This is a genomic window from Bacillus sp. TH30, from assembly GCF_016650875.1.
GTDB lineage: Bacteria > Bacillota > Bacilli > Bacillales > Bacillaceae_G > Bacillus_A > Bacillus_A mycoides.
This window is the reverse complement of sequence record NZ_JAEKEY010000002.1, coordinates 1,766,852-1,790,198: the sequence shown is the minus strand read 5'-3', so window position 1 is coordinate 1,790,198 and position 23,347 is coordinate 1,766,852. Positions and strand designations below refer to the sequence as shown.

Sequence of the window (23,347 nt, the reverse complement as noted above, 5' to 3'; positions counted from 1 at the left end):
AGGATGAGTGGAATGAAAGTGAATAAAGCTTTAACGATTGCAGGGTCTGATAGCGGAGGCGGCGCTGGGATTCAGGCGGATTTAAAAACATTCCAAGAGCTTGGTGTGTATGGAATGACGGCTATTACAGCAATTACTGCTCAAAATACGCTTGGCGTTCAAGGGGTATATCCTGTTTCTTTAGAAGGAATTACGGAACAGCTGAATTCAATTGGTACGGATTTAACGCCAGATGCTGTGAAACTAGGGATGCTATTTAGCAGTGAAATTATTCAAATTGTTGCAGAACATATTAAAAAATTTGGCTGGAATAATATTGTGCTAGATCCAGTTATGATTGCTAAAGGCGGTGCGTCATTATTACAACAAGAAGCAGTACAAGCATTAAAAGAATATTTATTGCCAGTAGCAACTGTTGTAACACCGAATGTTCCTGAAGCAGAAGTGTTAACTGGGATGGAGATTCAAAATATAGAAGATAGTAAAGAAGCTGCAAAAGTATTGCATGAATTAGGAGCTAAATATGTGCTTATGAAGGGCGGACATGCAGAATATCAAGGTAATGAAGTAATTGATTTACTCTTTGATGGTGAGCAGTTTATTGAATTTAGAAGTGAACGAATTCCTTCGAAGCAAACGCACGGAAGTGGGTGTACATTTGCTTCAGCGGTTACAGCAGGACTTGCGAAAGGCTACTTGATGGAAGAGGCAGTTCAAGAAGCAAAACGATTTATTAGTATAGCAATTGAAGAGCCATTGAATATTGGAAGTGGTCATGGGCCGACGAATCATTTTGCATATAAATTGAATAAGACGCATGTATAAAGATACGAGAAGCCAGTTTGTTAACTGGCTTTTTTTTGTGTTTACTTTTTCTAAATTCAGGAGTAATATATCAGCCAGAATACATTTTTTGTAATACGCTGAGTCCAAATGTATGGAGCGGAGGAACCAATTTGTGCGTCGTCACTAGGGGTGAATCTTTCAATTTTGAAAGTAGGGCTACTCTCAAAGCCCGAATCCGACAGCTAACTTCGTAAGCGTCTTGAGAGAGGGCGGTGCCATGATGGATATATCACTTCGTCGATCTGATTAGTATAGGAGAATATCAATCTATGTTTGAGTTCTTTTATGCTAAGGAGGATGAGGTACATGGAACTAACACTTATTTGTGTTGGAGAAAAAAACAAGGTAAAGAGTTTAAGAGAGCTAGTAGCATTTCAGCATGAGTTAATTATTTTTACAGCCAATGAAGAGATAGCGGCTGAAGTTAGAGAGTATGGGTTTGAATCAGCTTATAGCTGTAATAAGGAGAAGGATTTTACTAGTATTTGCACACGTATTAAGAAGGTGATTTTACTAGGGGATGAGCTTCCGATAGTTAGTTTCTTCACAGAACACATTCGTTTTTCTTTTCAAGCGCCTATTACTGTTGTTACAAAGAATAAACGCTATCCGGCCAGGCTCTATGAAACAATTGGAGCTAAATTTGTAGTGTTTACGAACTGTGATAATATTTCTTTTTTATTTTTTGAATAAGGTGGGGGAAATGAAGATGAAAGTGTTGTTACTAGGAGATATAGCGAATCGTTGGGCGATATCGGTAGAGAGAGTTCACGAATTGGTAGTGCTCGATCCTCTTTTTCCAGGTCCATATATTATATTACCATCAAAAGATGTTTTGTATTTAGAGGCGGATATTACCGAATATGAGCAGTTACATGCGGAATTATCACAAGTTTATATTCGAGGGAGAAATTTGCGTGCTTTTTTGCGTGGAGAATAAAGGTTGAATGAAAAAAGAGCGAATGCTGAGTGCAACAAGCTATGCACTTCATGTAATTCGCTCTTTTTATTTCGTATTTAAAAGATCATTTCTGTGAAAAAGAAAGGAAAGACGAGAAAACAGATGAAAAAATATTAATAATAACTAATGTAAACGCTTAAATAGATGGATATTTTCTTATTTTCAGTAATTTACCCCTTTACAAGTTAAATTTAGAGGAGTATATTTACTCTCATAAATCATTCATAAAATTTCCAAAAAAAAACCTAAAATCGCTGAGTTCCAGAAATGGAGCGGGGGAACCAATTTTGTGCATTGTCACTTGGGGTGAATCTTTCAATTTTGAAAGTAGGGCTACTCTTTAGGCCCGAATCCGACAGCTAACCTCGTAAGCGTTTAGAGAGGAGGTTTACTTTGTGTTGTTCGTTTCGAACACTAAGTAGAGCTTAGTGTTCTTTTTTTGATAATAAGATGGTAAATTTTAACAGAAGTGAGGGGTAGTTATGTTAGATGTTGTAATGATCGGGATTTTTGTTGGGTTAGTCGCATCAATGGCAAGTCTTGCAAGTTGGTCAGATAAAGTTGTGAAAGAAGGGAAGCAATCATGATGATTGCCTTATCGGTTATTGTTGCAGCGATTACGGTGTACTTAGTATACGCATTATTAAATCCAGAAAAGTTTTAATTAGGGGGAATCATTCATTATGATTTGGGTTGCAGTCATTATTACAATGCTCTTGTTTATTTTAGTAGCAAAGCCAACGGGGATTTATTTAGAAAAAGCTTTTCAAGGTAGCAAAACGCTAGATAAAGTATTCGGGCCTTTTGAGAAACTTATTTTTAAAATTACAGGTGTAAAAGGATACAATCAAACGTGGAAACAGTATGCATTATCATTAGTTCTACTCAATGGATTTATGATTGTCGTTGTATATTTCATTTTCAGATTACAAGGTGTGCTGCCGCTAAATCCAGCGCATATTGAGGGAATGGAGCCTACGCTTGCTTTTAATACAGCGATTAGTTTTATGGCTGATACAAACTTACAGCATTATAGCGGTGAAAATGGTTTATCTTATTTATCACAATTAATCGGGATTACATTTTTAATGTTTGCGGCACCAGCAACGACGTTAGCCATCGTTATGGCATTTATTAGAGGACTCGCTGGAAAAGAACTTGGTAACTTTTTCGTTGATTTTACGAGAGCGTTAACGAGAGTTTTTCTTCCTATCGCATTTATTGCGGCGTTAGTCTTTGTCGCACTTGGTGTACCACAAACGTTAGATGGGGCGGTTACAGCACAAACAATTGATGGTGCGAAGCAAAGTATTTTGCGTGGTCCAGTTGCATCATTCGTTTCCATTAAGGAACTTGGAAATAACGGCGGTGGATTTTTCGGGGCAAACTCTACACATCCTTTCGAAAATCCAGGACAAATGAGTAATATTTTGCAAATGATGCTTATGATGTTATTGCCAACAGCACTACCATTTACGTACGGACGAATGGTAGGAAATAAAAAACAAGGACGTATCCTTTTCGTTTCACTATTTATGGTGTTTTTACTAGGGTTTATAACGATTACTACAGCGGAATTAAATGGGAATCCAGCGTTAAATGGAATGGGTATCGAACATGTACAAGGAAGTACAGAAGGAAAAGAAGTACGATTTGGAACAGTATTTTCTTCGCTATACGCAACAGTAACGACAGCTGCTGAAACAGGGGCCGTTAATACGATGCATGATACATTAACACCGATTGGCGGTTTAGTACCACTCGTAAATATGATGTTAAATACAGTATACGGCGGTGTTGGAGCAGGCTTTGTCAACATTATCATGTATGCAATTATTGCAGTCTTTATATCTGGGTTAATGGTTGGACGGACACCAGAGTTTTTAGGTAAGAAAATTGAAGGTAAGGAAATGAAATTAATTGCGGTAACGATATTATTTCATCCATTACTTATTTTAGGGTTTTCAGCATTAGCTCTTTCAACAAATTTAGGGACGGATGCAATTTCTCATTCAGGTTTCCACGGTTTAACGCAAGTTGTATATGAGTATACATCGTCAGCTGCGAATAATGGATCAGGATTTGAAGGATTAGCAGATAATACACCGTTTTGGAATATTACAACTGGTTTAGTTATGTTTTTAGGGCGCTATTTCAGCTTAATTACAATGTTAGCTGTGGCAGCTTCATTGAAAGAGAAGACGGTAGTGCCAGAAACAGTCGGAACGTTCCGTACAGATAATGGTTTATTTGGAGGGATCTTTATCGGAACGATTGTAATTGTTGGTGCGTTAACATTCTTCCCGATGTTAGTACTCGGCCCAATTGCAGAATTTCTTACATTGAAGTAATGGAGGGTAAATGATGAGACCGGTAGTGGTAAAAGAAAAACAAATAAATCAGTCACAAATACATGCTGTAGAAGATGAGGTTAGACAAGCAAAAACGATGGATCGTGATATCGTGACACATGCGATGAAACAATCCTTTGCGAAATTGAATCCGAAAGTAATGATAAAGAATCCGATTATGTTCGTTGTGGAAATTGGATTTATCATTACGTTCATTTTATCCTTTCTTCCAAGTAGTTCTAGTAGTGTACCAGGGTGGTTTAATATAACAGTTTCTCTCATTCTATTATTTACAGTTTTATTTGCTAACTTTGCAGAAGCTTTAGCTGAAGGGCGTGGTAAAGCGCAAGCCGATTCTTTAAAACAATCGAAGAAAGATGTGTTTGCAAATGTTGTAAAAGAAAATGGAGATATTGTTCAAGTTTCAGCAACTGATCTGAGAAAAGGTGACATTGTTATTGTAAAACAAGGAGAAATGATTCCAAATGATGGTGAAGTAATTAAAGGTTTAGCGTCTGTCGATGAATCTGCAATTACAGGGGAATCAGCTCCTGTAATAAAAGAGGCGGGTGGCGATTTTTGTTCAGTAACAGGCGGTACGATGGTCGTAAGTGATGAGATTACGATTGTAATTACGAGTAACCCTGGCGAATCATTTATTGATAAAATGATTTCTTTAGTAGAAGGAGCTGCGCGTCAAAAAACGCCGAATGAAATTGCCTTAAACACAGTATTAACGAGTTTAACTCTAATTTTCTTAATCGTCGTTGTGACGTTGCCGATTTTTACAAACTATTTAGGGTTTCAAATTGATACAGCTGTACTTGTAGCATTGTTAGTTTGTTTAATTCCAACGACAATTGGTGGGTTATTATCAGCGATTGGTATTGCTGGGATGGACCGCGTAACAAAGTTTAATGTATTAGCGATGTCAGGGAAAGCAGTAGAAGCTGCGGGCGATATTAATACGATTATTTTAGATAAAACAGGTACGATTACTTTCGGGAACCGGATGGCACATACACTGCTACCAGTAGGAAATGAAACGATTGAGCAAGTAGGAAAATGGGCTGCGATTAGCTCAGTTTTAGATGAAACACCAGAAGGTCGATCTGTTATAGAATATGTACAAACGAAATCTATATCATATAATAGAGAAATTGCAGAACAAGGTGAATTTGTTCCATTTAAAGCAGAAACAAGAATGAGCGGTGTTGATTTACAGGATGGAACGAAAGTGAGAAAAGGTGCTGTTGGTGCCGTGATTGAATGGGTTCAATCGCAAGGCGGGATGATTCCAAAAGATGTGAATCAAAAAGCAGATTTGATTTCAAAAGAAGGCGGAACACCACTTGTAGTTGCAGTAGATAATCGTATTTACGGTTTAATATATTTAAAGGATACAGTGAAACCTGGTATGCGTGAACGTTTTGAACAATTGCGCAAAATGGGGATTAAAACGGTTATGTGTACAGGTGATAATCCGTTAACAGCAGCAACAATTGCAAAGGAAGCAGGAGTAGATGAATTCGTTGCTGAGTGTAAACCAGAAGATAAAATTGCGGTTATTAAAGCAGAGCAAGACAAAGGGAAACTTGTAGCGATGACAGGTGATGGTACAAATGATGCCCCGGCATTAGCGCAGGCGGATGTTGGATTAGCGATGAATAGTGGTACGACAGCTGCGAAAGAAGCAGCGAATATGATTGATCTAGATTCGAATCCAACAAAAATCATTGAGGTTGTAGGAATTGGTAAGCAATTGTTAATGACGCGTGGTGCGTTAACAACGTTTAGTATTGCAAACGATATAGCAAAATACTTTGCAATCATTCCAGCGATGTTTACATTAGCAATTCCGCAAATGGAAGCATTGAACATTATGAAATTAGCATCGCCACTTTCAGCGATTTTATCAGCATTAATATTTAATGCAGTTATTATTCCACTACTAATTCCGTTAGCGATGAAAGGTATTGCGTATAAACCGATGAGTTCTAATGCATTGCTTAGCCGAAACTTACTCATTTATGGGCTTGGTGGAGTTATCGTTCCATTCATTGGAATTAAAGTAATTGATATGATTGTCGGCTTGTTCATATAAGGAAGAGGGGAAAAAAGATGGCGAAGAAACAAAGTATACTTTCACCAATTATTCGTATTACTTTTACATTTCTAGTTTTGTGCGGCCTCGTATACCCGCTTATTGTAACTGGTATTGCGCAAGCGGTAATGAAGGATAATGCGGATGGAAGTCTTATATATAATGATAAAGATGAAGTAGTTGGTTCAAAATTAATCGGTCAAAATTTCACAGATCCACGTTATTTTCATGGACGTGTCTCTAGTATAGAATATAAAGCAGAAGCATCTGGTTCAAATAACTATGCACCGTCTAATCCAGATTTAGCAAAAAGAGTTGAGAAAAGTATTGCAGAGTGGAAGGAACAAAATCCAACTGTTCCAGTTACAGAAGTACCGATAGATTTAGTGACGAATTCAGGTTCAGGGCTTGATCCTGACATTAGTCCGAAGGCGGCTTCCGTACAGGTAAATCGCATCTCGAAATTAACGAATATTCCGAAAGAAAAGCTAGATCAATTGATTAAGGATCAAACGGAAGGTGCAGCGCTTGGCTTGTTTGGAGAAGATCGCGTGAACGTCTTAAAGTTAAATTTAGAATTACAGAAACTAATGAAATAGTAACAGTGCTACCTCAATCTAACGGATTGAGGTAGCGTTGTTTCGAAAGAAAGGTTGTGAGTGTTTTGTATGCGGATGACTATAAACCGACGTTTCAAAGGCGAACGCCAGAAGAGTATTTAGAATATATTCGGCAGCAAAATCGCGGAAAGTTAAAGCTATACGTAGGGGCTGCACCTGGAGTTGGGAAAAGTTATAAAATGCTATTTGATGCAAGAGAGATGAAAAAAGACGGTATTGATATTGTAGTTGGTTTAATTGAAACACACGGTAGAAAAGAGACGGAAGAAGCAATTGCTGATTTAGAAAAAGTTCCTTTAAAAGAAATAGATTATAAAGGGAAAGTATTTTATGAACTTGATGTAGAAGAAATTATAAAGCGGGCACCACAAATTGTTGTTGTGGATGAACTTGCGCATAGTAATATTCCCGGGTCGAAAAATAAGAAACGTTACATGGATGTGCAGGAATTGTTAGATGCCGGTATATCTGTATTATCAGCGTTTAATATTCAACATTTAGAAAGCGTTCATGATATTGTAGCTCAAATTACGAATGTCAAAGTACGAGAGCGTATTCCAGACTTTATTTTACAAAAAGCAAATGAAATTCAGCTTGTTGATGCAACACCTGAGGTACTCCGAAAGAGATTAATAGATGGAAAGATATATAAGGAAGAAAAAATTCAACAAAGCTTACAAAACTTCTTTACGATAAATAATTTAGGGGCATTAAGAGAGTTATCACTTCGAGAAGTTGCAGATGATATGGATGAGAAAATTAGCCAAACAGTAATAGAACCGATAGGTGTGAAAGAAAAAATTCTCGTTTGTGTACAATACAGTTCAACAGCAGAGAAATTAATACGGAGAGGTTGGCGCATGGCTGATCGGCTAAATGCTGAATTGTATGTGTTAAACGTTGAAAGAGAAAATATAGATTCTATTTCAGCAGGCAAAAAGCAGACGATTGAAGAATGGAAATCGCTAACGAATCAATTTGATGCGAGCTTTGTATTAGAAGAAGCAAAGGGAAGAAAGCCCGCTGATGTTATTATTGAAGTTGCAAAAAGACTACAGGTGACACAAGTTTTACTTGGGCAATCGGCAAGAACACGTTGGGAAGAAATACGAAAAGGTTCAATTGTAAATGAAATTATGAGACAAACGAAGTATATTGATATTCATATCGTTGCTGATCAAAGAGCTTAAAATAGAGACCGGATTGTTGAGGAGTCTCTATTTTTCTTTTTTTCAAGCCTTTTGAATATAATTTCTAAAAAAACTCATATATAATAGAGGAAGATACTTAACATAGTGAATAATTAAAGAGTCAATATATAAAGAGGAGAGAATAACATGCTTGAAAATACGGGATTAGTATTAGAAGGCGGCGGTATGCGTGGTGTATATACGGGCGGGATATTAGAATATTTTATGGAACAAGATTTATATTTTCCATATGTAATTGGTGTATCAGCTGGTGCTTGTCATGCAGCGTCGTATCTTTCCAGACAAAGAAATAGAAATAAAACAGTAAATATTGATTATGCATCACACCCACAATATTTATCGTATAAAAATTTATGGAGAAAACGCCAATTGTTTGATATGGAGTTTATTTTTCATGAAATTCCAGAAAAACATGTCCCGTTTGACTTTGAAACATATTTTAATAGTCCAGAGCGTTTCCTTGTAGGCACAACAGATTGTGAAACAGGACAGTCTGTTTATTTTGAAAAAGAAGGAACGAATGATGATGCACTAAATTTATTACAAGCATCTAGTTCATTACCTTTCATTGCACCTGTAGTAAATTACCGTGGTAAGCAGTTATTAGATGGAGGAATTTCTGATCCGATTCCAGTTCGTAAAGCGCAAGAAGATGGATTTAAAAAATCAGTCGTTATTTTAACGAGAAATCATGGTTATGCTAAGAAAAAATCAAAGTTTGGATGGGTGGCAGCGAAAGCTTATAAAAAATATCCGAAACTTGTTAATACGATGTTGAATCGTTATGAAGTATATAATGAAACACTTCACTACATTGAAAAAGAAGAGCAAGCTGGGAACTTATTTGTTATTCGTCCAGAAGTACAGCTTCAAGTAGATCGTATGGAAAAAGATACGGCAAAACTACAAAATCTATATGAGCAAGGCTATGAAGATGCAAAGAGACAGTTTGCAGATTTACAGTCGTTTTTACAAAAATAAGTATTAGGCTGTGGAGAAGATTTTCTCCGCAGCCTTTTTATATTGCTACTTATACGTTACTTTTTAAAAATGTACTAATGTTTAAGTGTTTAAAGAGTTTGTAAAACATATGGGTTTATTATTGAGAAAAATTTGCTTGAAGGGTATTATGACGATGTAGCGCTACTAAACTATTTAATTTATGAGGTGATTGTTAATGAAAGGAAAGGTTTTTTCAATTACGACTTTAGTATTATTAGCAACATCAATCTCAACAAGTGCATTCTATCCAACTTTAAGTGGTCACAAAAGCGGTAATCTACTATCTTACAGAGCTCAAACGACTACGAATCAAAATGCATCTCGCTGTTCAGTAGCGATTTCTTTTATTAATTCAAAAGGAAGCTATTCATATATTGAAAGCGCCTCGGATAAGTTAGGATCCCATGAATCTGGAAGAGCATTAAATGCTACTGTGAGTAATGGTGCATATAACGCCTTTGGTGCAAAAGGACTCTACTCTGAGCATTATGCTAATGAGAATAATGACTATCAAGAAGATACACACAAAGGTACTTTTGATAGTAATGGTAACTTACGATTACAGTGGTAAAAAACATTAAACAGTTGTCTTTATAAATATTTGGATAAGGAGAAGGGGATGTATATCATCTCCTTCTTATTTAAAAGGAGCCAAAGTATGTATTTAGCTTTTAAAAATATAAAAAGCAACAAACTGTTTTCCATAATTCTTCTTATGTCATTTTTTATTTCGTTTCTTTCTATATCAGTTGCCGCGCTTTTAACAGAGTCGAAACGAAACTTTATATCTGCCTTTCAAATCGGCTTTCCAGAAAAGAATCAAATGTTAACAGTTCCTATAGATAATGAAACAGAGCTTGAATCAATCATTCCTTTCATTCAAGATACTTTTGTAAAAAGTGATATTTACGTAGAGAATTTAAAAGCATTGAATAGTTCAGGTGCAATAAAAATCATAGCTTTGAACTTAAAAGATGATTATTATTGGACGCCATATATTTCTGAAGGGCAATATTTTCATCGTGGAAATTCAAGTGATATGGTTGTTGGTGATCAAACAAATGTAGAGGAATTATATGAATTTGATGATACATATAAAAAAATAGGAACTGTATCGAGGAAAGACAGTGATGTCGGTGTATCAGACATATACATTCCACTTCAAAACTTACCTAATATATCTAAAAAAGGTATTATCGCTAGTAAACAATTACAATTAACAGTTGTTAACCCTACATCATCTATTCATAACGAAATAAAAATGTTTATAAATAGGAGCAAAGAAGTGCTTTCGGGAGAGGTTCAAATACTGAATGAACGAGATCTTCAGGAACTAAATGTAACAGGTATAGATTCAGCAAATAAGTATTATTATAAGTTTATTCTTGTTGCAATAGTTTCTGGCATTTCCGCAGTCTTATTTTGGATTTATAAGAAACAAAGGGAGATTTCATTAAAAAAAGCAGTAGGTGCGTCTAATAGATCTATTTACTGCGAACTATATATTCAAATTTTGTTTGTTTCTCTAGCAGCGATGTTGTTGGTTTTTCTTACTTTAGAAATATTATCTGGAACAATTCATACGTATTTTCAGACATACTTATTAAAACCGTTAACACTATATGTATTGATATGTAATGTTGGTTTTATAATATTTCTTACAATGTTTGTTACTTTAATTCCAATCAAGCACATTATAAATATATATCCCGGAAAACATTTAAGAACATAGGAGGTCTACATGTTTTTTATATTTGATTCTATACGGTCTATGAAAAAACGGCTGTTACCGAATGTGATTATAGTAATTTCTTTAGTTATTGCATTTTCTTCAGCTATAGAATTTATTAGTAACCTTTCGGGATATCGAAAAATGATGACAGTAGCAAACAGTTTATCGACTAATGAAAATTTCTATGAACTTTATGCAACACAAGATATAACGTTGTTTAGCGAAGAAAAAGCAAAAAATGATTATCAACATTTCATTCAAGGTTTATCTAATACGATATCAATTACAAATACAACAAATTATTTGTTTCGTGAATATTCATTTACCTTAAATAAAGAAAATGAAACGATAAAGACTCTGCTTGTTGATAAAGGTATTAATAAATATTTTCATATACGACTTTCACAAGGAAGATATTTTGAGGAATGGGAATTTCATAAATCAGTATTTAATATTAGGCCTGTTATATTAGGTGCTAATTATAAAGAAAAAGTATCTATTGGTGATGTCATACCATCTGGAAAAACGAAACTAAAAGTAATTGGTTTTTTAGAAAAAAACTCACCATTTATACATCCTAGGAGTGGTGAAATATTAGACAATCGTATTACATTATTAGATGACATGGCTATTTTACCAATTGGAACAGAAGAAATAGAATGCCACAGTGTAGAACTTTTATATAATGGGTTAATTATAGAAATAAATGAGAAAATGGATATAAATGAATTTCAAAAGAAAGTATTAAAGGTAACAGAAGGTAAGGGGTATTCGTATTATGTTACAAATCCGAATAAATTGTTAGAAAACGAAAAGCAAGGCATTGATAATATGTCATACCCCTTATTATTAAGCGGTACAGTCTTATCCTTTTCATTTATATCTATTTTATTAACATCAATGGCAGCGCTTTATATGGAGCGTAAAAATATTTCTATTAAATCAGCATTAGGAGCAAGTACTTTTCAAATATGTCTTCCGTTTATTATTGAGTATATGTTGCTATTCATCTTATCAATATGTATAGGAACTATGTATTTTCAATGGGATAATAGCGGAATAATTGATATTCAGAAAGATTTCGAGAATAGCACGGTATCTTTTTTGGAACGTTAAAAGTTTCTAAAGAATCATTAATTGCTATAAGTGCGTTATCAATTATAATGATGCTTATTATATATGCAATCATTTACTTCAATGTATTAAAAATAAAAAATACATATATGAAAGAGGTGTTATAGATGATTCAGCTCGCAAATGTGGTTAAGGACTTCGGAAAGAGTAATTTTAGTGCTTTAAAAGATATTAATCTTACAATAGAGAAAGGTGAAATGATAGCTATTATGGGGCCATCTGGTTCGGGGAAATCTACTCTTCTCAACATTATTGGCTTAATTGATAGCCCTTCTACAGGAAAGTATTTTTTAGATGGCATGGATACTAGTACATTAAAATCAAACTATCATAAGTATAGAAATAAGGAAGTTGGATTTGTGTTTCAGAACTTTTCGCTACTAGATGATTATACAATCATTGAAAATGTAATGCTTCCACTTGTATATAGAAGGATTTCTCATAAGAAACGTATGCAAATATCAAAAGAAATGCTGGAAATGGTAGGGCTTGAGAGACATATTAACAAATATCCCTACGAGTTATCAGGAGGAGAGCAGCAAAGAACGGCGATAGCAAGAGCATTAGCGCAAGATACAAAAATTATCTTAGCGGATGAGCCGACTGGTGCTCTTGATCAAGAAAATGGGAAAAAAATTATGAGCATTTTAAAAGAAATTAATAAACAAGGAAAAACGGTACTAGTTGTTACACATGATCAAAAGGTAGCTGAATATTGCCAGAGGACGATACGTTTGCTTGATGGCAATATTCAATAATTTTTATGGTATAATATGGATAAAAGTGTGTGGAGGAATGATACATATGAAAAATGTATATAAAGGACTTAGACATACTGGATTTACTGCAATGCTTATTTTTGGTGGTGTATTTCTACTTCGCTTGTTGATTCATGATGAAATGCTAATGGATCAGCTTATTGGATTTAGTGTAGGACTGATGATGGTTGTTTCATCGGTTTTTATTCAAAAGTATAGTAAAGAATTACAGGTGGAAGAGAAGTATTAACGGATTGTAAGCTCCCTTTATATTTGGAGGGGGCTTTTTTATTTATAAAAAAATCCCTCTTTATGAGGGATTTTAATGTGGTAAGAAAACTAATTGATAAGCGAACAAGATCCCGAATAAATACACAAGTGGGTGAACAGCACGGAATTGTCCTTTTGCCACTTTCATAAGTGGGTATGAAATAAATCCAAGTGCAATACCTGTTGAGATACTTGATGTAAGTGGCATACTTAAGATTACTAAAAATGCTGGGAATGCTTCATCGAATGTATCCCAATCGATGTGGCGAACTGAGCCCATCATAAGACTACCAACGATAATTAGTGATGGTGCTGTAATAGCTGAAACGCCAGAAACAGCGCTCACTAACGGTCCGAAGAATGCTGCTAATGCAAATAGAACAGCTACTGTAACAGTTGTTAAACCAGTACGACCACCAGCTGCAACACCAGCAGATGATTCAATGTAAGCTGTTGATGGTGTTGTTCCGAACATAGCTCCAATTGTTGCTGAGAATGAGTCAGATAGAAGAGCTCGTCCTGCTTTTGGAAGCTTTCCATCTTTCATAAATCCACCTTGTTGTGCAACGCCAAGTAGTGTACCTGTTGTATCAAATAGTGTAACAAGGAAGAATGAGAACACAACGCCGTATAATCCGTAGTTAATTACATCAGATACAGCAGTAATTGGATTTGAAACGATAATTCCTTCTGGTAATCCAGGCATTGATGTAACGCCGCTTGAGAATGTTAATTGACCTGTGAAGTAAGCGATAATACCAGTTAATAACATTCCGATAAATAGTGCCCCGTTTATATTTAAAGACATAAGGATAATTGTAATTCCAAGGCCAGCTAATGCTAGTAGAACTGGAGCAGAGTGAAGATCGCCAAGCCCAACTAGGTTTGCATCATTTTTTGTAACAATTCCTGTTAAGCGCAAACCGATAAAAGCAATAAAAAGACCAATACCAGCAGTAAGTGCATGTTTTAAGTTTTCAGGAATTACTTCCATTAATTTCGTACGGAAAGATGTGAATGATAACAAAATTAAAATCATACCTGCTACGAATACAGCAGAGAATGCAATTGCGAAAGTCATGCCTTCATGTGCTTTTACAACAGAATAAGAGAAGTAAGCATTTAATCCCATACCTGGTGCAATTGCGATTGGTAAGTTTGTAAAGATTGCCATAAATAATGTTCCGACAACAGCGGCGATAATTGTAGCTGTAAATGCTTGTTCAAATGGAACGCCTGCATCCCCAAGGATGACAGGGTTTACGACAATGATATATGCCATTGTTAAAAAGGTAATAATACCTGCCATAATTTCAGTTTTAATAGAAGTTTTATGTTTTGAAAGGTTAAACATATAAACATCCTTTCTTTTTACGAATAATTTTCACAACAGTTATATATAATATTCGTTTTTTAACTATTTTGCAATAGTTTTGCATAAAAACTTTAGAACAATTCCTATTTTATGTCGTAAATTCGAATATTAACCGTAAAACTGTGTGTGAATTGCGGTTTTTTAATGTGTAAGTAGTTTTTTTTATTGTGCGCATTATAAGGGGAAAGGAGTTGAAGGAAGTTATGCCGCAGCAAAAAAACTTTTTAACGATGCCAGCGCAACATCAAAATAAACAGCCTGGTATTGAATCGTTAATGAATCCTCGTCCAAAGTTTGAAGATCCTAATTATAAAGGAAGCGAAAAGTTAAAAGGAAAGAATGTATTAATTACAGGGGGAGATAGTGGGATTGGGAGAGCTGTTTCCATCGCTTTTGCAAAAGAGGGAGCAAATATTGCGATTGCTTATTTAGATGAGGACGAAGATGCAAATGAGACGAAACAACTTGTGGAAAAAGAAGGCGTGAATTGTGTATTATTGCCGGGAGATTTGGGTAATGAACAACATTGTAAAGAGATTGTAGAAGAGACCGCCCAGCAGCTAGGGGGGCTAAATGTTCTTGTGAATAACGTCGCACAGCAATATCCGCAGCAAGGACTAGAGTATATTACAGCGGAACAGCTAGAAAAAACGTTCCGTATTAATATTTTTTCTTATTTTCATGTTACAAAAGCAGCCCTCTCTCATTTAAAGCAAGGGGATGTAATTATAAACACGGCATCTATCGTTGCGTATGAAGGAAATGAAACGTTGATCGACTATTCTGCAACGAAAGGAGCGATTGTCGCTTTTACAAGATCGCTATCTCAGTCGTTAGTACAAAAGGGAATTCGTGTAAATGGTGTTGCACCAGGCCCAATTTGGACACCGCTTATTCCATCCAGTTTTGATGAGAAAAAAGTATCACAGTTTGGGAGCAATGTTCCTATGCAAAGGCCTGGTCAGCCGTATGAATTAGCGCCTGCATATGTATATTTGGCGTCTAGTGATTCGGCCTATGTGACAGGGCAGATGATACATGTAAATGGTGGAGTAATTGTGAATGGATAGTTTTCATTTATAAGAGCAAAGTAAAGTTAATTGTATTTTTCATGATGTTAGTGCTAGGGAGGATTTAGATGAAAAAAGTCTGGTTTATCGTAATCCTATTTTTCTGCCTACCAGCTAGCGTATTTGCTAATACAGATCATTTAATATTAGTTAACCTTACGACGAATCAGCTTTCTTTTTTTGAAGATGGAAACTATACTAGAACATTTCCGATAACGACAGGAAGAGACAGGACCCCGACGCCTGAAGGTGATTTTTGTATTATAACTAAATATAAAAATAAAGAATACCATCGTAAAAAAATACCTGGGGGTGCACCAAATAATCCTCTCGGTACGAGATGGCTAGGTCTGGATAAAAAGGAATATGCCATTCATGGGACAAATCGTGAAGGAACGATTGGAAGTCGGGAATCAAATGGTTGTATTCGAATGCATGATCGCGATATACAGTGGTTATACGACCGGGTACAATTACAGACAAAAGTAATTATTTCTCGTTTTCATACGAGTCCCGAATATGAAGCTTATAAGCTTGGTTATCGTGTTGTGAGCTGGAATGGTCGTAAAGTAGAAGAGGAACAAATTGGAATGCTTACGTTAGTAGACCGTGTAAATATATATTGGCAAGAACCAAATGGGCAGTTGACTAAGGTGAAAACGGTATTACCAAATGAAAAATACGCAGTGTATTCCAAACGAAAAGATGGAACATATTATATAGGAAACAATTTGTATATTGTAGATGAAATGGGAGAAAAAATTCGTTATGAGCAATTACCGTATTCGATTTTAAGTAATATATATAAAAGAAAATATAATGTTCCATAATAGCTACCGTACATAGGCGGTAGCTTATTTGTGATGTGGAAAATGAAACAGCAACAGCAACTATTAGATTTTGCTGAATATAATACATTACAGATTGGGGAGGCGGTTACATTATGAAAAGTGAATTTGCATTTAAAATTTTCTTAGTAACGACCTGTTTATTTATCGTGTATTTGTATGCGTTTCTTGTCTTTTCTTTTTATGTTCCATATGTTGATTTAATATTGTTCTTCGGATTTATTTGGGCATTTGTTAAAGCGAGGGAAGGGGAGAAGAGTATATACCGGCGCATTACTTTGTGCGGGACGGTCCTTCTCGTTATTTTGTACTTTTTTATGATGCATGATTTTTGGAGGGGAATGTAAAAAGCATACGACTAATCGTATGCTTTTACCTCTGCCAATGATGGAAGTGAAGCGATTGCTCCGTAGTTTGTACATGTTATGGCACCTACTTTATTTGCAAAAGAGACAAACTCGGCTAAACATGTGAATTTTTGAGGAAGCGTTTGTTCATTTTTAGAAATTTGATACAACATCGCTCCGACGAAAGCATCACCAGCACCAGTTGTATCTACTTGTTTAATAGAAATAGAAGGTACAATGATTTGAGCTTCTTTTGTCGCGAGAAGAGTACCGTCTTTTCCAAGTGTGATAGCTACAACTTTAGCCCCGTAATTTAATAATTTCAGTGCTGATTGTTGTAGATTAGTTTCTTTAGAAAGCATCGTTGCTTCTTCTTGGCTTACTTTTACGAAATGTGCGTGTTTTATAAAGGATAGGCAATCTTGAGAAAATTGTTCTACATCTGTAATAAGTGCATCTCGATAATTTGGATCAAAAGAAATAAAGTGATTATTGTCTTTCGCAAATTGTAATAGTTGAAAGTATGTTTCTTTTAATGGACTTGATAATAAGGCAGTTGCCGAACCGAAATGTATTAGATCATTACTTTTTATTTTTGCTAAATTAATTTTATTAAAGGTGTATTGACCATCAGCCCCACGCATAAAAATAAAATCTCGTTCACCATCTTTATCGATAGATACGAAAGCAAGCGTAGTTTGTTTATCTTTTATGAGCATTGAAGTGTCAACATGAGCACGTTGTAAAGTTTGTTCTAGAAAATCACCAAATGGATCATTTCCTACTTGTCCCATAAATGTAGCATGACCACCTAATTTTGTAATAGCAGCGGCAACGTTAGCTGGAGCTCCACCAGCTTTCTTTTCAAAATCTGTACCGTCTACTAAAGAAACATTGGAATTTCGGCAAACGAAATCAATTAATAATTCACCTATACAAAAAACATTTCTCATATAATCCCTCTTTTAAGTTTATATTGTGTAATTGTAAAGTTTAGTTTTGCATCTGAAAAGATTGCGATATGATGTTTCATGTCTTTTCGCGGAAATACTCTAGACGTAAAGACAGTGGAACCATCATATAAGAAGATTTCTACGATGCTATTATCTACAAATATTCTTAGGTCTATCGTATCTTGAATATCAATCTTTTTACAGCGTTCATATCCATATTCTCCGCCAAATTGGTGATGGAAGTTGCTTCGGTCTATGGAAACAGTTCCTTTTTCACGGTTAAATGTAATAGGGAAAGAATCGTCTTCATTATGGAAGAGAGAAAGGCCAAAGTTATTCGCATCATCTGTTTTAAGAGTTACAATTAATTCATATGAGCATTCATGGCCAAGGGTCGCCAGTACGTTTAATCCAGTTGATATGTCACCTGAAATCTCTTTTTTTGTTGTTCTTAGTTTTGTTAGTTCTGAAACTGGTTTTTGTTTTAATATATTATTTTCTAACGTTAGTTCTCGTGGAAGCGTTAAACAATGAGCCCACATATAATCATCAGAAGGGTATGTTATTTCGCTTGAGCCCGCCCAAGCAAATAAAAGGCGGCGTCCAGATTGATCTTCTAAAGTTTGAGGGGCATAAAAGTCGAAACCTTTATCAACTTCGTAATACGAATCAATATGGAAATATAAATTTTCAATATCGAAATTTCCGATTGCATATATGACATTATATACATTTTGAAAATTCCCCTCGTCTTTTTCGATTCCTTGTGGTGAAAAGAGTAACATATCTTTCCCTGATAATTGGAAATAGTCGGGGCACTCCCACATAAATCCGAACTCTTTTAAATTTGTTTTAACCTCGCCTTGGAAATTCCAACTGTATAGGTCTAGTGACTTATATAATAATAGAGTACCCGTTTTATTTTCACGTTGTGCTCCGAGTAACATATAGTACGTATCGTTATTTTTCCATACTTTTGGGTCACGTACATGCTTCGTATATCCGTCAGGAATCATATCAATAACAGGATTATTACTATATTTAGTCATCGTATATTGAGAATCCATCGTTACCATACATTGTTTAGCATCTCGAGAATCATTAGGTTTCTTTATATTCCCTGTATACAATAAGTGAAGAAGCCCATCTTTTATAATAGAGCTACCAGAATATGCGCCGTGTGACTCATAGCTTTCGGTAGGGATAATGGCTACAGGCATTCGTTCCCAGTTAATAAGATCTTTTGATTTTACATGCCCCCAATGTTTCATTCCGTGAATCGGGCCAAATGGATACCACTGATAAAAAACATGATATTCATCATTGTAGTATGATACACCGTTAGGATCATTCATTAATCCATATGGCGGATGAATATGATAAATCGGTTTCCATGAATCTTGATTTGCAATTGTATATAAAGAATGTAATTCTTCTTTATTGGATTGCAGTATTGTTTTATATTTCGACATAGGTTTTTACCTCGTTGTTATTTACTTTCTTTATATAAAATGAGAGTGGCAACAAAAGCAGTAATAACTGCAATAGCGAAGCCGATTACATAATGAATCACATTCATCATGCCAAGCGGTGCAACAATTGTAAGCATTGGAATACCTGTTAAACCGTATGCATTGGCTGCGACTTGCATCCAAACAACGTAAGCGCCTCCAATTGCGCCACCAATAGCAGCTGCAATAAATGGTTTACCAAGCTTTAAATTGACACCAAAAATAGCTGGTTCTGTAATTCCTAAAAATGCTGACGCTGCTGCTGGAATTGCGATTTCTTTTGTTTTTTTGTTTTTTGTTTTGAAATAAACTGCTAAAGTAGCTCCGCCTTGGGCGACGTTAGCCATTGACCAAATAGGGAGTAAGAAATTGACACCGATATCTTTATTAGCAAGTAAGCCAGCTTCAATAGCGTGGAAGCTATGGTGTAAGCCAGTAAGAACGATTGTTGAATATAGACCACCAAATATAAGACCAGCCACTGGTCCTGCAAATTGATAAATAGTATTTAAAAGGTACGTAATACCGTCACCGATTTTATATCCAATTGGCCCGATAATAATAAGTGATAAAAAGCCAGTTATAATAATTGTTAAGAACGGTGTAACTAATAAATCTAAAGAGTTCGGAACTCGTTTGCGGAGTTCTTTTTCAATTGTACTCATAACGTATACGCATAATAAAATAGGTAAAACAGTGCCTTGATAGCCAATCATATCAATATCCATACCGAGGAAATGTAAAACAGTTGGTTTAGCGTTTGCAAGAGTCCAAGGATTCGTTAAGTTTGGGTGAGTTAATATACCACCAATAACTGCACCTAAGAAAATATTTCCTCCAAATTCCTTGGCTGCACTAACACCGATTAAAATAGGTAAAATAACGAAAGCTGCACTTGAGAACATATCAAGTAATTGGATAAGTGGGTGATCGCCAGGAACTAATTTAAACGCTTTCAACATTCCGAGTAGTCCCATAAGTAAACCACTTGCAACGACGGCTGGAATAATTGGAACGAAAATATTGGATAACGTTTTTGCTAGGCGAGTAATCGGATTCATTTTTTTCTTAGGAAGATCGTTTGATACCGTAGAATCAAGTTCAGTTATTCCGATTAGTTTTGAAAACTCATCATACACATTGTTTACTACGCCAGTTCCAAAAATAATTTGGTATTGCTCATTCGTTGCGAAAGCACCTTTAACCCCATCAATGTTTTCGATTTCTGACGTGTTTATTTTTGTTTCATCTTTTAATACAAGACGAAGGCGAGTAGCACAATGAGTAGCGCGAATAATATTTTCTGTTCCTCCGATGTTCTGTAAGACTTGAGTTGCAATTTGTTTCATATCCATAAAAATTCCCCCTTACTATATACTTTGAGTTTGTGGAACCGGTTCCGTTTTTGGTTAAAATAAAAAACAGGGACGTGATGTGAAAATCCTGTTTTTAAAATGTGGAACCGGTTTTAATTTTATTATAAAGCGCCTTTAAATTTTGTCAACGCTTTCTTGAATTTTTAATGTATAGCGAGAATGTAATATTTTAGGGATTGTTTTATTTTCAACAAGCTGCGAAAGGGAAGTAGCAGCAAGCTTACCAGCATACTCATAGTCAAATGCGATTGTCGTTAAGCTAGGGTGGACCATTTCAGAAATATCATATCCACCGAACCCTACTACAGATATATGATTTGGTATGGAAAGGTGATTAGAATGAATTACTTTCATGGCTCCAAGAGCGATATTATCTGTAGCACATACGATAATAGTAGGACGGTTGTTATCTAAAATATGTTGTACTTGTTTCATCGCATCTTCTATTTTGAAAGTTGTTTCGTAGTAAGAAACGATGCAAGTAGGTTCTAAATTTTCAATGGCTTTTTGAAAACCATTTTTTCGATTTACACCAACAGAAATATCATCTTTTTCTACTCCTAAATAAGCGATATGGCGGTGTCCTTGTGATAATACGTATGCTCCTAGCTCATAAGCAGCGTCAAAATCATCGTGAATGAGGCAATATTGATTCTCATATTCTTGACCAACAAATAAAATAGGGGTAGTAGAATTAGCGATGATGTGTTTATGCTCTTTTGTTAAAGTTTTTGTTAATAAAATTATGCCAGCTACTTTTTGCTTTATAAAGTTTTCCATTGCTTGAATTTCTGTTTCAATTTTTTGATTCGCATTTGCAACAAGCATCTGATAGTTATTTTCCTGTAAAGCATTATCAATACCAATAAGTGTTTTGGTTGTAGCGAAGGAGTCTAATCGGGGGATAATAACGCCAATTAAATTTGTTGTTTTCGCTTTTAAACTTTGCGCAAATGTATTTGGAGAGAAATTCGTTTCTTGAATAATACCTTCAATTTTCTTTTTTGTTTTATTGCTTACATAGCCACCATTTAAGTAACGAGAGACAGTACTTTTTGCAACCCCAGCTAATTTGGCGATATCTGCAATTGTTTTAGCCATAGTATTCCACCTTCATATTCATAAAAAACTTTTAATTTTATTATAGGGAGAATTAAAGGTTACGTAAACAAGAAGAGAGGAAGAAAAAACCACCTCACGTATATGAGGTGGAATAAGTGTTAATATTTCGGTTTAAATGTATGACAACACGTTTCTACACTCGTTGTTACAGAACTTTCAAGCGTCTCGTTTGTTAAAGTAGCGCTTGTATACGAACTGTTTTCAATTTGACCTGCTTCTTGTGCATCAGGTTGAACAACGATTGCACTTGCTTGACAAAAATTACCTTGTCCCCAAAATGAGCAATTGGAAACAGAGCATTTCACTTCTGGCATAAAACCCCCTCCTTATACATTAGTGTGGGATTTTACGCCCATTTCATGTGTAGAAGGAGTTTCCTTTTCTCATTACTGCTTCGTTTGCTCAAGCCATTCTTTTAATTTGTCTTCCGGTTGTTCGCCGCTAATACGGCTCACTTCTTTACCATCTTTAAAATGAATGATTGTTGGAGTTCCTTTAATTTTATATTCATCCCAAGGAGCATCTAATTTTTCAATATCCATAACTTTCATATCAACATTCAAGTCTTTAGCCATTGGTACTACAATAGGAGATAATTTTTGGCAATGAACACAAGATGTTTGATAAAAGTATACTGTTTGTTCTTTTTTCTCTTTTAAATTCTTTTGGAGATCTGAAAGAGAAATTTTGTTTGTGTAGTAGTCAGGCCCATCTGATTGACTAGTAGCATTATCAATTTTTTGGCTTGTTGAAGCATTTTTTTCTTCCATTTGTGTTACAGCGAAAATTGCTGCAAACAAGGCAATAATAATACCGCCAAATATAAGCATTTTTTTCATTCTTTCATCTCCTTATTTGTTTTTAATTACGATGAAGCTACAAACAGCGATTGTGATAAAGCCGATAAGTGCTAAAAACGGGATTGTCACAAAGCCGAACCAGTTTATGTATTCTCCCGTACAAGGTACGCGACCGCAAGCTGCCCCAGCAGCTGAAAATGCTGCGATTTTTTGAATTGCATAGTGATATAAAGAAATACAAGCACCAATACTTGCGATTGGTAAAGAATAACTTGCAATGCGATAGTCTTTCTTTACTACAGCGATGCCGAGCCATAAAACAAATGGATACATAAAAATACGTTGATACCAACAAAGGACACAAGGCTCAAATTTCATAATTTCGGAAAAGTATAGACTTCCTAATGTAGCAATAAACGAAGCTCCCCATGCAGTAAGTAAAGCATATTCTTGCTTTTTTTCTCGTCCCATATTTTATACCTCACTTATAATAGTTACATACTAAATTATAGTATGAAGTAGTACAGAAAAGAAAGAGAAAATATGTTTATCAATAAAACTTTTATTGATATAAAAATGTTCAAAAAAGCGCCATTCTCTAAGAGAGAATAGCGCTATATTTTACATTTGAATTTGCTCTACTACTTCTTCTACATGTGACTTCTGGGATGCATGGTCAATATATTGAAATAGGAGCTGCAATTGCTTGTCAACTTCTGGCAATTCTTTACTGTATTGATAAGCGTGTAAAAAGTGTTCAATACGCTTAGAAAATAGTTGATCATTCGTTTGAACCATTAAAACGAGTAGTTTATCCCAATTACAGCAATACGTGTAATAGAGAGCTTTGTCATAGTCGTTATATGTTTGCACTGTGTACCCTCCTTACCGAAGAGTTATATATAGTGTGTGACAAGCGAGGAGAAATACACTTGAAAGAATTTGTTAAGAAAAAA

At 35.3% G+C, this 23,347-nt stretch carries 26 protein-coding genes, 1 pseudogene and 2 riboswitches; of the genes and pseudogenes, 18 read left to right on the top strand and 9 right to left on the bottom strand.

All coding sequences use genetic code 11. From position 1 onward, the window contains the following. Positions 1-12: 12 nt before the first annotated feature. From thiD to JFU20_RS11355, 15 genes and pseudogenes are all read left to right on the top strand, one after another. A complete protein-coding gene (gene thiD, locus JFU20_RS11425; protein WP_002166355.1) occupies positions 13-825 on the top strand; it encodes a bifunctional hydroxymethylpyrimidine kinase/phosphomethylpyrimidine kinase in 813 nt (270 codons plus the stop codon). 86 nt (positions 826-911) lie between these two features. Further along, a riboswitch (cyclic di-AMP (ydaO/yuaA leader) is annotated at positions 912-1,059 on the top strand. A gap of 93 nt (positions 1,060-1,152) precedes the next feature. Beyond that, on the top strand, positions 1,153-1,539 hold the full coding sequence (locus JFU20_RS11420; RefSeq protein ID WP_002010661.1) for a hypothetical protein: 387 nt from the start codon (positions 1,153-1,155) through the stop codon (positions 1,537-1,539). A gap of 16 nt (positions 1,540-1,555) precedes the next feature. Continuing rightward, entirely contained in the window at positions 1,556-1,786 is a 231-nt protein-coding gene (locus tag JFU20_RS11415; RefSeq protein ID WP_016101779.1) for a hypothetical protein, read from the top strand. A 263-nt stretch (positions 1,787-2,049) separates the two neighbouring features. Further along, a riboswitch (cyclic di-AMP (ydaO/yuaA leader) is annotated at positions 2,050-2,195 on the top strand. 94 nt (positions 2,196-2,289) lie between these two features. After that, positions 2,290-2,394: a SipW-dependent-type signal peptide-containing protein gene (locus JFU20_RS11410; protein ID WP_000887888.1), complete on the top strand. Its 105-nt coding sequence runs from the start codon at positions 2,290-2,292 to the stop codon at positions 2,392-2,394. After that, entirely contained in the window at positions 2,391-2,471 is an 81-nt protein-coding gene (kdpF, locus tag JFU20_RS11405; RefSeq protein WP_000972378.1) for a K(+)-transporting ATPase subunit F, read from the top strand. Before JFU20_RS11410 ends, kdpF begins: the two co-directional genes overlap by 4 nt. 19 nt (positions 2,472-2,490) lie before the next feature. Further along, positions 2,491-4,158, top strand: coding sequence for a potassium-transporting ATPase subunit KdpA (kdpA, locus tag JFU20_RS11400; protein ID WP_002010664.1), 1,668 nt, complete (start codon positions 2,491-2,493; stop codon positions 4,156-4,158). Between the two features lie 13 nt (positions 4,159-4,171). Next, entirely contained in the window at positions 4,172-6,262 is a 2,091-nt protein-coding gene (gene kdpB / locus JFU20_RS11395; protein WP_002166354.1) for a potassium-transporting ATPase subunit KdpB, read from the top strand. Between the two features lie 17 nt (positions 6,263-6,279). Continuing rightward, complete coding sequence (gene kdpC, locus JFU20_RS11390) at positions 6,280-6,861, top strand: K(+)-transporting ATPase subunit C (RefSeq protein WP_002010667.1); 582 nt, start codon at positions 6,280-6,282, stop codon at positions 6,859-6,861. 56 nt (positions 6,862-6,917) lie between these two features. Further along, complete coding sequence (gene kdpDN, locus JFU20_RS11385; RefSeq protein WP_087946251.1) at positions 6,918-8,072, top strand: KdpD-like non-kinase potassium sensor; 1,155 nt, start codon at positions 6,918-6,920, stop codon at positions 8,070-8,072. 147 nt (positions 8,073-8,219) lie between these two features. After that, positions 8,220-9,074: a patatin-like phospholipase family protein gene (locus JFU20_RS11380; RefSeq protein ID WP_002010670.1), complete on the top strand. Its 855-nt coding sequence runs from the start codon at positions 8,220-8,222 to the stop codon at positions 9,072-9,074. Positions 9,075-9,270: 196 nt separating this feature from the next. Further along, positions 9,271-9,666, top strand: coding sequence for a hypothetical protein (locus JFU20_RS11375; protein WP_000676986.1), 396 nt, complete (start codon positions 9,271-9,273; stop codon positions 9,664-9,666). 87 nt (positions 9,667-9,753) lie between these two features. After that, positions 9,754-10,827: an ABC transporter permease gene (locus tag JFU20_RS11370; RefSeq protein ID WP_033715638.1), complete on the top strand. Its 1,074-nt coding sequence runs from the start codon at positions 9,754-9,756 to the stop codon at positions 10,825-10,827. A 9-nt stretch (positions 10,828-10,836) separates the two neighbouring features. Beyond that, positions 10,837-12,068 (top strand): annotated as a pseudogene (locus tag JFU20_RS11365) (ABC transporter permease). Next, positions 12,069-12,719: an ABC transporter ATP-binding protein gene (locus JFU20_RS11360; RefSeq protein WP_002010676.1), complete on the top strand. Its 651-nt coding sequence runs from the start codon at positions 12,069-12,071 to the stop codon at positions 12,717-12,719. 37 nt (positions 12,720-12,756) lie between these two features. Then, positions 12,757-12,969 (top strand): hypothetical protein, encoded by a 213-nt coding sequence (locus JFU20_RS11355; protein WP_002010678.1) that lies wholly within the window; start codon positions 12,757-12,759, stop codon positions 12,967-12,969. A gap of 72 nt (positions 12,970-13,041) precedes the next feature. Here JFU20_RS11355 and JFU20_RS11350 read toward each other — a convergent pair whose 3' ends face one another. Then, on the bottom strand, positions 13,042-14,343 hold the full coding sequence (locus JFU20_RS11350) for an NCS2 family permease (RefSeq protein ID WP_002029878.1): 1,302 nt from the start codon (positions 14,341-14,343) through the stop codon (positions 13,042-13,044). A gap of 224 nt (positions 14,344-14,567) precedes the next feature. Here JFU20_RS11350 and JFU20_RS11345 point away from each other — a divergent pair, with 224 nt between their 5' ends. The 3 genes from JFU20_RS11345 (at position 14,568) to JFU20_RS11335 (ending at position 16,629) form a co-directional block, all read left to right on the top strand. Then, positions 14,568-15,434, top strand: a complete 867-nt coding sequence (locus JFU20_RS11345) for an SDR family oxidoreductase (protein WP_002166350.1) — start codon at positions 14,568-14,570, stop codon at positions 15,432-15,434. Between the two features lie 68 nt (positions 15,435-15,502). Continuing rightward, positions 15,503-16,264 (top strand): L,D-transpeptidase, encoded by a 762-nt coding sequence (locus JFU20_RS11340; RefSeq protein ID WP_002166349.1) that lies wholly within the window; start codon positions 15,503-15,505, stop codon positions 16,262-16,264. 113 nt (positions 16,265-16,377) lie between these two features. Then, positions 16,378-16,629, top strand: coding sequence for a hypothetical protein (locus JFU20_RS11335; protein ID WP_002010684.1), 252 nt, complete (start codon positions 16,378-16,380; stop codon positions 16,627-16,629). Positions 16,630-16,640: 11 nt separating this feature from the next. Here JFU20_RS11335 and JFU20_RS11330 read toward each other — a convergent pair whose 3' ends face one another. The 8 genes from JFU20_RS11330 to JFU20_RS11295 form a co-directional block, all read right to left on the bottom strand. Then, positions 16,641-17,582 carry a carbohydrate kinase family protein gene (locus tag JFU20_RS11330; protein WP_002166348.1) on the bottom strand — a complete coding sequence of 314 codons (942 nt, stop codon included), beginning with the start codon at positions 17,580-17,582 and terminating at the stop codon, positions 16,641-16,643. Then, positions 17,579-19,054, bottom strand: coding sequence for a glycoside hydrolase family 32 protein (locus tag JFU20_RS11325; RefSeq protein WP_002010687.1), 1,476 nt, complete (start codon positions 19,052-19,054; stop codon positions 17,579-17,581). Before JFU20_RS11325 ends, JFU20_RS11330 begins: the two co-directional genes overlap by 4 nt. A gap of 17 nt (positions 19,055-19,071) precedes the next feature. After that, complete coding sequence (locus JFU20_RS11320) at positions 19,072-20,448, bottom strand: sucrose-specific PTS transporter subunit IIBC (protein ID WP_201038632.1); 1,377 nt, start codon at positions 20,446-20,448, stop codon at positions 19,072-19,074. A 135-nt stretch (positions 20,449-20,583) separates the two neighbouring features. Next, positions 20,584-21,570: a LacI family DNA-binding transcriptional regulator gene (locus JFU20_RS11315; RefSeq protein ID WP_002010691.1), complete on the bottom strand. Its 987-nt coding sequence runs from the start codon at positions 21,568-21,570 to the stop codon at positions 20,584-20,586. 119 nt (positions 21,571-21,689) lie between these two features. Beyond that, positions 21,690-21,905 carry a DUF1540 domain-containing protein gene (locus JFU20_RS11310; protein WP_002010693.1) on the bottom strand — a complete coding sequence of 72 codons (216 nt, stop codon included), beginning with the start codon at positions 21,903-21,905 and terminating at the stop codon, positions 21,690-21,692. Between the two features lie 72 nt (positions 21,906-21,977). Beyond that, positions 21,978-22,430, bottom strand: a complete 453-nt coding sequence (locus JFU20_RS11305) for a thioredoxin family protein (protein WP_002010695.1) — start codon at positions 22,428-22,430, stop codon at positions 21,978-21,980. 12 nt (positions 22,431-22,442) lie between these two features. Then, positions 22,443-22,862 carry a disulfide formation protein C gene (locus JFU20_RS11300; RefSeq protein WP_000532269.1) on the bottom strand — a complete coding sequence of 140 codons (420 nt, stop codon included), beginning with the start codon at positions 22,860-22,862 and terminating at the stop codon, positions 22,443-22,445. A gap of 150 nt (positions 22,863-23,012) precedes the next feature. Further along, positions 23,013-23,264 (bottom strand): YhdB family protein, encoded by a 252-nt coding sequence (locus tag JFU20_RS11295; protein WP_002150460.1) that lies wholly within the window; start codon positions 23,262-23,264, stop codon positions 23,013-23,015. Positions 23,265-23,347: the final 83 nt, after the last annotated feature.

What these genes read in the sequence shown, in the direction of transcription:
- JFU20_RS11335 (WP_002010684.1), top strand. Translation starts at nt 16,378, where the DNA reads ATGAAAAGTGAATTTGCATTTAAAATTTTCTTAGTAACGACCTGTTTA.
- JFU20_RS11355 (WP_002010678.1), top strand. Translation starts at nt 12,757, where the DNA reads ATGATACATATGAAAAATGTATATAAAGGACTTAGACATACTGGATTT.
- JFU20_RS11420 (WP_002010661.1), top strand. Translation starts at nt 1,153, where the DNA reads ATGGAACTAACACTTATTTGTGTTGGAGAAAAAAACAAGGTAAAGAGT.
- JFU20_RS11380 (WP_002010670.1), top strand. Translation starts at nt 8,220, where the DNA reads ATGCTTGAAAATACGGGATTAGTATTAGAAGGCGGCGGTATGCGTGGT.
- JFU20_RS11410 (WP_000887888.1), top strand. Translation starts at nt 2,290, where the DNA reads ATGTTAGATGTTGTAATGATCGGGATTTTTGTTGGGTTAGTCGCATCA.
- JFU20_RS11350 (WP_002029878.1), bottom strand. Translation starts at nt 14,343, where the DNA reads ATGTTTAACCTTTCAAAACATAAAACTTCTATTAAAACTGAAATTATG.
- JFU20_RS11360 (WP_002010676.1), top strand. Translation starts at nt 12,069, where the DNA reads ATGATTCAGCTCGCAAATGTGGTTAAGGACTTCGGAAAGAGTAATTTT.
- JFU20_RS11415 (WP_016101779.1), top strand. Translation starts at nt 1,556, where the DNA reads ATGAAAGTGTTGTTACTAGGAGATATAGCGAATCGTTGGGCGATATCG.
- JFU20_RS11345 (WP_002166350.1), top strand. Translation starts at nt 14,568, where the DNA reads ATGCCGCAGCAAAAAAACTTTTTAACGATGCCAGCGCAACATCAAAAT.
- kdpA (WP_002010664.1), top strand. Translation starts at nt 2,491, where the DNA reads ATGATTTGGGTTGCAGTCATTATTACAATGCTCTTGTTTATTTTAGTA.
- JFU20_RS11340 (WP_002166349.1), top strand. Translation starts at nt 15,503, where the DNA reads ATGAAAAAAGTCTGGTTTATCGTAATCCTATTTTTCTGCCTACCAGCT.
- JFU20_RS11310 (WP_002010693.1), bottom strand. Translation starts at nt 21,905, where the DNA reads ATGCCAGAAGTGAAATGCTCTGTTTCCAATTGCTCATTTTGGGGACAA.
- kdpB (WP_002166354.1), top strand. Translation starts at nt 4,172, where the DNA reads ATGAGACCGGTAGTGGTAAAAGAAAAACAAATAAATCAGTCACAAATA.
- JFU20_RS11320 (WP_201038632.1), bottom strand. Translation starts at nt 20,448, where the DNA reads ATGGATATGAAACAAATTGCAACTCAAGTCTTACAGAACATCGGAGGA.
- JFU20_RS11375 (WP_000676986.1), top strand. Translation starts at nt 9,271, where the DNA reads ATGAAAGGAAAGGTTTTTTCAATTACGACTTTAGTATTATTAGCAACA.
- JFU20_RS11325 (WP_002010687.1), bottom strand. Translation starts at nt 19,054, where the DNA reads ATGTCGAAATATAAAACAATACTGCAATCCAATAAAGAAGAATTACAT.
- kdpF (WP_000972378.1), top strand. Translation starts at nt 2,391, where the DNA reads ATGATGATTGCCTTATCGGTTATTGTTGCAGCGATTACGGTGTACTTA.
- JFU20_RS11330 (WP_002166348.1), bottom strand. Translation starts at nt 17,582, where the DNA reads ATGAGAAATGTTTTTTGTATAGGTGAATTATTAATTGATTTCGTTTGC.
- JFU20_RS11305 (WP_002010695.1), bottom strand. Translation starts at nt 22,430, where the DNA reads ATGAAAAAAATGCTTATATTTGGCGGTATTATTATTGCCTTGTTTGCA.
- JFU20_RS11300 (WP_000532269.1), bottom strand. Translation starts at nt 22,862, where the DNA reads ATGGGACGAGAAAAAAAGCAAGAATATGCTTTACTTACTGCATGGGGA.
- kdpC (WP_002010667.1), top strand. Translation starts at nt 6,280, where the DNA reads ATGGCGAAGAAACAAAGTATACTTTCACCAATTATTCGTATTACTTTT.
- JFU20_RS11370 (WP_033715638.1), top strand. Translation starts at nt 9,754, where the DNA reads ATGTATTTAGCTTTTAAAAATATAAAAAGCAACAAACTGTTTTCCATA.
- thiD (WP_002166355.1), top strand. Translation starts at nt 13, where the DNA reads ATGAAAGTGAATAAAGCTTTAACGATTGCAGGGTCTGATAGCGGAGGC.
- JFU20_RS11315 (WP_002010691.1), bottom strand. Translation starts at nt 21,570, where the DNA reads ATGGCTAAAACAATTGCAGATATCGCCAAATTAGCTGGGGTTGCAAAA.